At 74.3% G+C, this 9476-nt stretch carries 11 protein-coding genes; 5 read left to right on the top strand and 6 right to left on the bottom strand.

The genetic code is table 11. The features are described from left to right. Positions 1-121: 121 nt before the first annotated feature. Together cynS and ACFVXG_RS45880 are read right to left on the bottom strand one after the other, a co-directional pair. Positions 122-592, bottom strand: coding sequence for a cyanase (gene cynS / locus ACFVXG_RS45885; RefSeq protein WP_387936478.1), 471 nt, complete (start codon positions 590-592; stop codon positions 122-124). Positions 593-663: 71 nt separating this feature from the next. Further along, entirely contained in the window at positions 664-1263 is a 600-nt protein-coding gene (locus tag ACFVXG_RS45880; RefSeq protein WP_387936477.1) for a carbonic anhydrase, read from the bottom strand. Between the two features lie 126 nt (positions 1264-1389). Between ACFVXG_RS45880 and cynR the strand changes: the two genes are divergently transcribed. After that, the gene (gene cynR, locus ACFVXG_RS45875) at positions 1390-2319 is read left to right on the top strand and encodes a transcriptional regulator CynR (RefSeq protein WP_387936476.1); all 930 of its coding nucleotides are present in this window, start codon (positions 1390-1392) and stop codon (positions 2317-2319) included. 54 nt (positions 2320-2373) lie between these two features. Here cynR and ACFVXG_RS45870 read toward each other — a convergent pair whose 3' ends face one another. Beyond that, positions 2374-3846 (bottom strand): FAD-dependent monooxygenase, encoded by a 1473-nt coding sequence (locus ACFVXG_RS45870; RefSeq protein ID WP_387936475.1) that lies wholly within the window; start codon positions 3844-3846, stop codon positions 2374-2376. 137 nt (positions 3847-3983) lie between these two features. Here ACFVXG_RS45870 and ACFVXG_RS45865 point away from each other — a divergent pair, with 137 nt between their 5' ends. Beyond that, the gene (locus ACFVXG_RS45865; protein WP_387936474.1) at positions 3984-4979 is read left to right on the top strand and encodes an Lrp/AsnC family transcriptional regulator; all 996 of its coding nucleotides are present in this window, start codon (positions 3984-3986) and stop codon (positions 4977-4979) included. 181 nt (positions 4980-5160) lie between these two features. Here ACFVXG_RS45865 and ACFVXG_RS45860 read toward each other — a convergent pair whose 3' ends face one another. Together ACFVXG_RS45860 and ACFVXG_RS45855 are read right to left on the bottom strand one after the other, a co-directional pair. After that, positions 5161-5673, bottom strand: a complete 513-nt coding sequence (locus ACFVXG_RS45860) for an RICIN domain-containing protein (RefSeq protein WP_387936473.1) — start codon at positions 5671-5673, stop codon at positions 5161-5163. 328 nt (positions 5674-6001) lie between these two features. Continuing rightward, positions 6002-6160: a hypothetical protein gene (locus tag ACFVXG_RS45855; RefSeq protein ID WP_387936472.1), complete on the bottom strand. Its 159-nt coding sequence runs from the start codon at positions 6158-6160 to the stop codon at positions 6002-6004. Positions 6161-6358: 198 nt separating this feature from the next. On the opposite strand from ACFVXG_RS45855, the gene ACFVXG_RS45850 reads away from it, so the two are divergent. From ACFVXG_RS45850 to ACFVXG_RS45840, 3 genes are all read left to right on the top strand, one after another. Next, positions 6359-6943 carry a sigma-70 family RNA polymerase sigma factor gene (locus ACFVXG_RS45850; RefSeq protein WP_387936471.1) on the top strand — a complete coding sequence of 195 codons (585 nt, stop codon included), beginning with the start codon at positions 6359-6361 and terminating at the stop codon, positions 6941-6943. Further along, entirely contained in the window at positions 6940-7689 is a 750-nt protein-coding gene (locus ACFVXG_RS45845; RefSeq protein ID WP_387936470.1) for an anti-sigma factor domain-containing protein, read from the top strand. The genes ACFVXG_RS45850 and ACFVXG_RS45845 overlap by 4 nt, the downstream gene beginning before the upstream one ends. A gap of 115 nt (positions 7690-7804) precedes the next feature. Beyond that, positions 7805-8167 (top strand): hypothetical protein, encoded by a 363-nt coding sequence (locus ACFVXG_RS45840; RefSeq protein WP_387936469.1) that lies wholly within the window; start codon positions 7805-7807, stop codon positions 8165-8167. A gap of 44 nt (positions 8168-8211) precedes the next feature. Here the strand turns inward: ACFVXG_RS45840 and ACFVXG_RS45835 are convergent, their stop codons facing one another. Further along, the gene (locus tag ACFVXG_RS45835) at positions 8212-9024 is read right to left on the bottom strand and encodes a DUF1963 domain-containing protein (RefSeq protein ID WP_387936468.1); all 813 of its coding nucleotides are present in this window, start codon (positions 9022-9024) and stop codon (positions 8212-8214) included. Positions 9025-9476 lie beyond the last annotated feature (452 nt).

The following is a 9476-nucleotide window of genomic DNA, read 5'->3' as shown; positions in this document are numbered from 1 at the left end:
GCCCGCGCCGGCGGCGCCCGCCCGCTACCCCCCGGCGCCCCCCGGGGGGGGGGGGGGGGGGGCGGCGCGCGGGGCGGTGGGGCCCCCCCCGCCCCGCCGCACGGGAACGGAAGGGGGTGGGTCAGAACGGCTTGGTCGGCAGGTACTTGCCGTCCATGGTGATGACGGCGCGCTCGCCGCCCTCGGGGTCGGTGACCTTCTTCACGTCGAGCTTGAAGTTGATCGCGGAGATGATGCCGTCGCCGAACTCCTCGTGGACGAGGGCCTTGAGGGTGGTGCCGTAGACCTGGAGCATCTCGTAGAAGCGGTAGATGGTCGGGTCGGTGGGGATACCGCCGGGGATCGAGCCGCGGGTGGGGATGGTCCGGAGCAGCAGGGCCGCGTCCGCGTCCAGGCCCAGCAGCTCGGCGACGGCCTCGGCGGACTCCTTCGGCAGGGCGTGCTGGCCGAGGACGGCGGCGGTGGTGAAGGCGACCGACAGGCCGGAGACGTCGGCGATCTGCTGCCAGGTGAGGTCCTTGCGGGTCTTGGCCTCGACGGCGGCGGCGGCCAGCAGCTGGCGGGCGGTGGGGTCGAACTGGGCGTGCACCATGGGAGGTTCCTTCTCGTGGTTGACGGGATTCCCGGCTGCCCGGCAAGGGGCGACCAGGGGGGCTGGGATGGTCAGGCCGCGACGGCGGCGTGGCCGGCAGTGGCGGCGGCGGTGAGGTCCTCGACGCGCCCGGTGGCGATGTCGAAGACCCAGCCCCGCAGGGTGAGCGCCTGCGCCGCCAGGGCGCGGGCGACGGACGGGTGGGTGGCCAGGTTCGCCAGCTGGGCGAGCACGTTCTGCCGCACCAGGGCCGAAACGTCCCCGGCGGTGGCGGTGCGGGCCACCGAGGCGTCGGCGAGCCGCAGCCAGTCGGCGACGGCGGGGGCTCCGCTGAGGTCGTGACCGTGGGCGAGGGCGGTCATCGCCCCGCAGCCGGAGTGCCCGCAGACCACGACGTCCCGGACGCCCAGGGCGGCGACGGCGTACTCGATGCTCGCCGTGACCCCGTCGGCCCCGGGGCTGTAGGCGGGCACCAGGTTGCCCGCGGTGCGGATGACGAACAGCTCCCCCGGCTCCGAGCCGGTGATCAGCTCCGGCACGACGCGGGCGTCGGAGCAGCCGATGAACAGCGTGTGGGGGCTGTGGTGGGCGGCCAGGTGGGCGAAGAGCTCCTCCTTGGCGGGGAACACGTCCCGCTGGAAGTCCGCGATGCCCTGGGCGAAGTCACGCATGGGGTCACTCCCTCTCGTGGCGCCGGGCCGGTGGGGCCTGGCGAGATCCACTGTGCATGAGCTGGGCCTATAGCGTCCAAGAGCTGTTACCGATGGTTCCCATCGACACGGTCTATAGTTCGGGGCATGGCCCTGGAACTGCGTCATCTTCGCTATCTGCTCGCCGTGGCCGACCACGGCAACTTCACCCGCGCCGCCGAGGAGCTGCACATCTCGCAGCCGACGCTGTCCCAGCAGATCAAGCAGCTCGAACGGACCCTGGGCGCCCAGCTGCTCGACCGCACCGGCCGCACCGTGCGCCTCACCGACGCCGGCCGGGCGTACGCCCACCACGCCCGCGGCGCGCTGCGGGACCTCGCCGCCGCCGAACGGGCCGTCCACGACGTCCAGGACCTCTCCCGCGGGCGGCTGCGCCTGGCCGTCACCCCGACCTTCACCGCCTACCTCGTCGGCCCGCTCGCCGCCGAACTCCACGCCCGGCACCCCGGCATCAGCCTGACCGTCCGGGAGACCAGCCAGGACCGCATCGAATCCGGGCTGCTCACCGACGAGTTCGACCTCGGCATCGCCTTCCGGGGGCCCCACCTGCCCGGCGTCACGGCCACCGCGCTGTTCACCGAGCACCTGACGCTGGTCACCGGCACCGGCACCGGCACCAGCACCGCCACCGGCGCCGATGCCCCGTCCACCGGCCCGCTCCCGGTACGGGACCTCGCCGATCACCGACTGGCCCTGCTCAGCGGCGACTTCGCCACCCGCGGCCACATCGACGACTACTTCGCCCGGCACGGCGTCAACCCGCGGATCGCCGTCGAGGCCAACTCCGTCCAGGCCCTCACCGAGGTCGTCCAGCGCACCCCGCTCGCCACCGTGCTGCCGGACGCCGTCACCCACGACCACCCCCGGCTCGCCCGGCTCCCGCTCGAACCGCCCCTCCCCACCCGCACCGTCACCCTGCTGCACCGCACCGAGGCCTACCGGAGCGCCGCCACCGGGGCGTTCACCGAGCTCGTCCACGACCTCGTCCGCACCCGCGGCTACCCGCCGGCGCCCTGACCCGGCAGGCCACCGCCCCCGTACCGCTTGCCGGTACGGGGGCGTGCGGGAGCGTCAGACGGTCGGGTTCGGGGCACCGAACCAGCGGGCCAGGGACGGCCGCAGGGTCTCCGGGGTACCCACCCAGCAGACGTGGCCGTCCGGGCGGATCAGCATCGGCTCGACGGGGGCGCCCGCGCCCGCGCGGTCCACCCGGTCGGCCCAGGGGGCGACGGCCCCGGCGAGGGCGTCCTGCGGGTCGACCAGGACACCGCGGCCGGACCGCAGAAGCTCGTACATCCGCGTCGGACCGAGGTCGAAGTCCGGTACGGGGCCGCCGAGCAGCGGGTGGGGGCCGGTGTCCGGCATCGGGTAGCGGGTGGCCGTCCCGGACATCAGCCCGCCCAGCCGGCGCTGGACCTCCGGCAGGGTGATCAGCTCGGCGAAGAGGTCCCGGGTGGCCAGCACGTCCGGGTCGCGGGTGCCCACCCAGTCCATCAGCAGGCCCTGCGCCTGGACGTTGCGCAGCACCGTCGTCCCGGTCAGGTGGCGTTCGGTGTGGTAGCTGTCGAGCAGACCCTCGCCCGCCCGGCCCCGGACGGCGGCGCCGAGCTTCCAGCCGAGGTTGAAGGCGTCCTGCATCCCGCCGTTCATGCCCTGGGCGCCGAGCGGGAGGTGGACGTGGGCGGCGTCGCCGGCCAGGAACACCCGCCCGTGCCGGTACCGGGCGACCTGCCGGGCCGCGTTGGTGATGCGGCGGGCGTGGCAGAGTTCGAGCAGCTGCACCCGCTCGCCGAACACGGCCCGCAGCCCGTCCCGGATCTCCTCCTCGGTGATCGGGACGTCCCTGGGCAGCGACCGGCCCGGCCCGCCCATCGCGAGCCGACGCAGCGGCCGCCCCCGGCCGTCGGTGCCGAGCGGGAATATCCCCGTCCAGTGGCCGTCCGGGCTGTGGTGGTGGGTGGGCAGGCCGTCGGCGCCGCTCAGCCGCACATCGGCGGCGATCGTGGTCAAGGTGCCCGCCCGGCCGGGGAATTCGGCCTTGAGCAGCGACCGCACGGTGCTGTGGCCGCCGTCGGCGGCGACCAGGTAACGGGCGCGCACGACCTCGCCGTTGGCGAAGGTCGCGGTGACGGACTCCTCGTCCTGGCCGAGGGAGACCAGTTCGTAGTCGCGCCGGACGCGCAGGCCCTGCCCGGCGAGGTGCTCTTCCAGGAAGGCCTCCAGCACGACCTGGGGGACGGACCGCCAGGGCTGGCGGGGGCGGAAGGCGGCCGACCCGGGGTCGGGGTCCGGGGCGCCCGGCAGCGGGATGCCCGCGAAGTGGCTCCCGCCGATCGGGTGGTCCCCGCTGGCCAACAGCGGCTCCAGCAGGCCGCGTTGGTCGAGCGCCTCGAGCGTGCGGGTCTGCACGCCGCCCGCCCTGGACAGGATGCTGCGCCCCGGCAGGCGGTCGGCCAGTACGGTCGACGCTCCCGCCAGCAGCAGTTCGTTGGCCGCCGTCAGGCCGGTCGGGCCGGCTCCGACCACGAGTACGTCGGTGTCCATGGTGCTTCTCCTCGGTTCCGTCGGGGTGGGTCCTCGGGTGGTTCCGCTGACGGGGTCAACGCTCGCTCCGACGAAGGCCGTTGGGCCAGTGACCGGCCCGATGGTGGAGGAATCCGACGCGCACTACCCTCGGTACGGTGGAATCCGACTACGACGAGCTGGACCGCCGCCTCGTCCACGCCCTGCAGATCGACGGCCGGGCCCCGTTCAGCACCATCGCCGCCGCCCTCGGGGTGTCCGACCGCACCGTCGCCCGCCGGTACGCCCGGCTGCGCTCGACCGGCGCGGTGCGGGTGCTCGGCGGGGTCGACCCGATCGCGCTGGGCGCCGAGCTGTGGCTGCTGCGGGTGCGCTGCGCGCCCTCGGCGGCGGTCGCGGTCGCCGAGGCGCTGGCCCGCCGCCCCGACACCTCCTGGGTGAGCCTGACCTCCGGCGGCACCGAGATCACCTGCACCGTCCGCGCCGAGACCGAGGCCGACAGCGAGGCCCTGCTGCTGGCCCGGCTCCCCCGCACCCCGCGGGTCGAGGGGGTGAGCGCGCACTCGGTGCTGCACTCCTTCTACGGCGGCCCGGACAGCCTCATCGCCAAGCTCGGCCCGCTGGACGCGACGGCGGTCGCAGCACTGAGCCCGCCCACGCCCGCGCCCCCACCCACGTCCACACCCCCGTTGCCGCCCCGGACCGGGCCGGTGCGGCTGGACGACGGCGACCGCAGGCTGCTGGCCGCCCTCGCCGCCGACGGCCGCGCCGGGTTCGAGCAGTTGGCGGCGGTCACCGGCTGGTCGCCGACGACGGCCCGGCGCCGGATGGCGGAGCTGCGCGAACGCGGGGTGCTCTACCTGGACATCGACTGCGACCCGCGCCTGCTCGGCATCGGCACCCGCACCCTGCTGTGGATCTCGGTCGCTCCCCCGCACCTGGAGGAGGCCGGCCGCGCGCTGGCCGGGCACCCCGAGGTCGCCTTCGCCTGCGCCACGACCGGGCCGACCAACCTGTACGCCACCGTGGTGTGCCCGGACCAGCGCGCGCTGTACCGCTACCTGACCACCCGGGTGGCCGCGCTCCCGGCGGTCACCCACGTCGAGACGGCCCCGTCGATCAGGACCGTCAAGCAGGCCGCGAACCGGGGGTAGCCGTCCTGCATCAAATGATCTTGACCGTTCGTCAAACGATCTTGATCGCATCACAGCGGTTAGCCGTGATCGCGAGGTTCGGCTTCACTGGAGCAGGTGGGACAACGAAAACAGGGCCTGCTGGCAGTTCCAGGTCTCGACAAAGACCCGAGCTCCACCAGAGGCCCTGTCTTACGGCTCCTTACGCCAGCTGCCAGCGGCGCGAGAGGTCGTTGTCGCAGTTGTACTGGACGAGGATGACGTTGTTGTCGGAGGAGACCCCTCCGGCAACGGTCGCGCACTTGCCCGTCTTCACGTTGACGAACTGGTAGGAGCTGCCGTCCCCGTTGCTGAGATACCAGCGGCGCGAGGAGTCGTTGTCGCAGTCGTACTGGACGAGGAGGACGTTGTTGTCGGAGGAGACCCCTCCGGCGACGGTCGCGCACTTGCCCGTCTTCACGTTGACGAGCTGGAAGGTGTTGTTGCTCCAGTTGCTGAGATACCAGTGCCGCGAGGAGTCGCTGTCGCAGTTGTACTGGACGAGGGTGACGTTGTTGTCGGAGGAGACCCCTCCGGCAATGGTCGCGCACTTGCCCGTCGCCATGTTGACGACGTGGAAGCCCGTCTGAGCAACCGCGGGGTCGGGGAGCAGCATCACGCCCCCGGCCACAAGAGCCGATGCCGTCAGGAGACGTGCCAGAGTGTTCTTGGCCATAAGAGTGCTCCTCTCGGATTCCGGGAGGGGTGGAGACGGTCTCACGTGCAGCCTGCACTGCCGGTGTTGACCACGAAGGGTTGCCGGCGCAAGGCAGTAGCGGACACTGCCGCGATCGGAGGGGACCCGCCGGCCGTGTTCGCCGGCTCGGTGGCGGGGCGATGCGGCTCCTTGCCACGGCCCTGTCCATTGTCGCCAGACCGGAACAACCAACGGCACGGGTCCGGCTGGTGGCTTGGCCCACACTCCGGCGCGCCATACGGCCACCGCGTCCACTATCGATTGCCGCAACCGGGCCCGCAACCGGAACCATGACAGGGGCCGGTCTTCACGGCTCGGCCGAGTCCCGTTCCCCAGGCAACGGCGCTTCGCGGCCGATGTCGTCGCGGCCTTCGTGCGATGCCAGGGATGCCACCGCGTCAAACTCCCGCGCCGTCAGCAGCGGCTCCCCCGGCGCGGCGAACAGTACGCCGTGGTCGAGGGTCATGGGGACCGGTTCCGCCGACCCGGAGCATCCCGGACCAATCCGGCGGGCCGCCCGCGCCGAAGACCGGGTGTCAGCCGTAACAGCCGTACTGTCCGCCCGGCCGGGCCTCCGCACCGGCCGCCTCCTGGGGAGGCCCGTGATGCCCGCCATCCGCCCGTGGGGCCCGCCGCCCGCCCGCCGCGCCGCGGGGGCGGCCGGATGAGCGCCGTCGTGCACCTGACCGGACCGTCCCTGCCCGGTCCGAACCTGCGGGAGCTCGTCGCACGGGTCGCCCGCGGCGACCAGGACGCGTTCTCGCACCTGTACGACGCGGTGGCCGGCCCGGTGCTGGGCCTGGTCCGGCGGGTGCTGCGGGACCCGGCGCAGTCCGAGGAGGTCGCCCAGGAGGTGCTACTGGAGGTGTGGCGCACCGCCGCCCGCTACCGGGCCGAACGCGGCGAGGTCATGCCGTGGGTGCTGACCATCGCCCACCGGCGCGCGGTGGACCGGGTCCGGGCCGCGCAGGCCGCCGCCGACCGCGACCAGCGGGCGGCCGCCGCCTCCCACACCCCGGTGTTCGACGAGGTCGCCGAGCAGGTCGAGGGCAGGCTGGAGCGCGAACAGGTGCGACGCTGCCTGCGGGTGCTCACCGAGCTGCAGCGGGAGTCGTTGACGCTGGCGTACTACCGCGGCTACACCTACCCCCAGGTCGCCGAGGTCCTGGGCGTCCCGCTGGGCACGATCAAGACCCGGATGCGCGACGGACTGATCCGCCTGCGCGACTGCCTGGGGGTGGGATCATGAGCGCCGCCGACCTGCACGCCCTGACCGGCGCGTACGCCACCCATGCCCTGGACCCCGGCGAGAGCGCGGAGTTCGAGCGGCACCTGGCCGGCTGCCCGGCCTGCGCCCAGGAGGTGGCGGAGTTCGCCGCCACTCTGGCCCGGCTCGGGGCCGCGGACTCCGTCGTCCCGCCGGAGGCCCTGAAGACGAGGGTGCTGGCCGCTCTGCCCACCCTCCGTCAGGAGGCCCCGCGCACCGCTGCCCCGCCGGCGGACACCCGCCGCCTCGGCCGGCTGCGCCGCGGCTGGCCGAAGCCGGCGCTCGCCGCCTGCCTGGCCGTGGCGATCGGCACCACCGGCGTCGCCGTCCAGGAACACCGGGAGGCCGACCGGGCCCGGGCCCGCGCCGTCGCGGTCCAGCAGCAGCAGGACCTCGTCGCGGACCTGCTCGCCGCCCCCGACGCCCGTACCGCCACCGGGGCGGCGGCGGGCGGGGCGGGCGTGGGCACCGTGGTGTGGTCCGCCGGTCGCGACCGGGCCGCGTTCCTCGCCTCCGGGCTGCCCGCGCCGGCTGCGGGCCGGACGTACGAACTGTGGTTCGACGACGCCGGGACGATGCGCCCGGCCGGGCTGCTGCCGGGCGGCGACGGGACGCTGCCGCTGTCCGGGCCGCTGACCGGGGCGAGCGGCATCGGCGTCACGGTCGAACCGGCGGGCGGTTCGGCGCACCCGAGTTCGGCACCGGTCATGCTGCTGTCGTTCAGCTGAGCCAGTCGTTCCGTTGCCTCCGGCGCCGGGCTCCTACGCGCCACCGCTCACCGGCTACCATCCGGTAACCCGGTCGGCCGACCGCAGTCCATCCACGAACACCCCGAGGAGCGGCATGTCCGCCGACCGATCCGCCCGCCTGCTGAGCGGCCTCCTGCTGGGCGCCGGAGCGGCGCACTTCGCCGTGCCGCGCCCCTTCGACGCGATCGTCCCGCGCGCCCTGCCGGGCCGCCCGCGGACCTGGACCCACCTCAGCGGCCTGGCCGAGCTCGCCGTCGGCGCCGCCGTCGCCCACCCCCGCACCCGCCGCGCCGGCGCCCTGGCCGCTGCCGCCCTGTTCACGGCCGTGCTCCCCGCGAACGTGCGGATGGCACGCGACTGGCGCACCCGCCCGGCACCGCTGCGGGCCGCGGCCGTCGCCCGGGTGCCGCTCCAACTGCCGCTGGTCCTCTGGGCCCTCCGGGTCGCCCGAGGCTGACGGTCCGTCGCGGCGCCGGCACCCGTCCGCTGACCGGCCCGGGTTCAGCTGTCGTAGCGGTGGGCGAACGGGCGGTCCGGGCAGGTGCGGCACTCGAAGAGGTACACCCCGCCCAGGCCGCCGAGGCTCAGCACCGCGCCCTCCCGGCGGCGGTCGCGGTCCTCGACCGGGGTCCACGCCTGTTCGGGGCCATGGTCCTCGGTGCTCTCCACCGTGAGCAGGTGGTCCATGGGCGCTCCGCAGGACGGGCAGTCCGGCCACTGCGGCTCCTGGCTCCAGCCGGGGTAGCCGCCGAGCTTGATGCCCGGCGCGGTGGACAGGTGGTCCTGGTAGTTCCAGCCCGTCTCCTCCTCCACCCGCTCGAAGCGGGCGTCCAGGGAGTCCCAGAGTTCGTCCGACAGGTCCCAGCTCGGGTACTCCGTGACCAGCTCCGGATGGACGACGCACGGCCTCGGCACGTGCCCGTAGACGGCGTCGACCGGCGCCGGCGGCATCGGCCGCACCTCCCCCACCTCCCCGGCCGACCGCCAGTGGACCAGCGGGACCACCCACTGGCCCTCGTGGGGCCTCGGGCACCAGAGCACCTGGAGCACGTCCCGCCCCGCCGGGAAGGGCACCAGGTCCGGCACGTCGCCGCGGTGGACCTGGACGACCGCGACCATCGGCGAGCCCGGGTGCCGCGGGCACTCCGGCCACGGCTCCGCCGCCGGCCAGAGCAGCGGCCCGCCCACCGAGCTGTCGCCCGGCATCGGACGACCGGCGCGCGGATGCAGCCGGACGGCCTCCCGGCGGAGCGGAGCGACTTCGGGGAACAGCTCTTCGACGTCCACGGGGCGTGGCGGGGTTCGACGGGTCACCCGCGGACGGTACCGGTGCCGGGCGCCCGACCGCACCGGGAATTGGACGGCCTGTCACCGTGTGGCGTCTCCGCGGCTGGGCACACCCGGTCAGAAAGGGCGAGAACGTCGGCCGACGTCCGTCACCCGGTCGTACTCCGCGCAGCGGAGGCCCTTCCGGGCGAGGGCGCCGCGAGCGCGTTGATCAAACGTATACCGGCACGCCTGAGGATCGGTCCGTGAGCGGCCCGGACCGGGTCGGCGAGCACGACGGGTACCTCGTACCCGTCGGCGCGCGGATCGGTCCTCCCGGCCGCTCCGGGAACCACCGCAGGCCGCCCGGCACCGTCCGGAGCGGTAGAAGCAAGAGGAGAAAGTCGTTGAGCAACGAGAGCCTGGCCAACCTGCTCAAGGAGGAGCGGCGTTTCGCCCCGCCGGCAGAGCTGGCCGCAGCGGCCAACGTCACCGCGGAC

Origin of the sequence: Kitasatospora sp. NPDC058162 (assembly GCF_042884005.1) — a bacterium.
Classification (GTDB): Bacteria; Actinomycetota; Actinomycetes; order Streptomycetales; family Streptomycetaceae; genus Kitasatospora.
The sequence above is the reverse complement of the archived record's forward strand: the minus strand, read 5'-3'. Positions and strand labels throughout refer to the sequence as shown.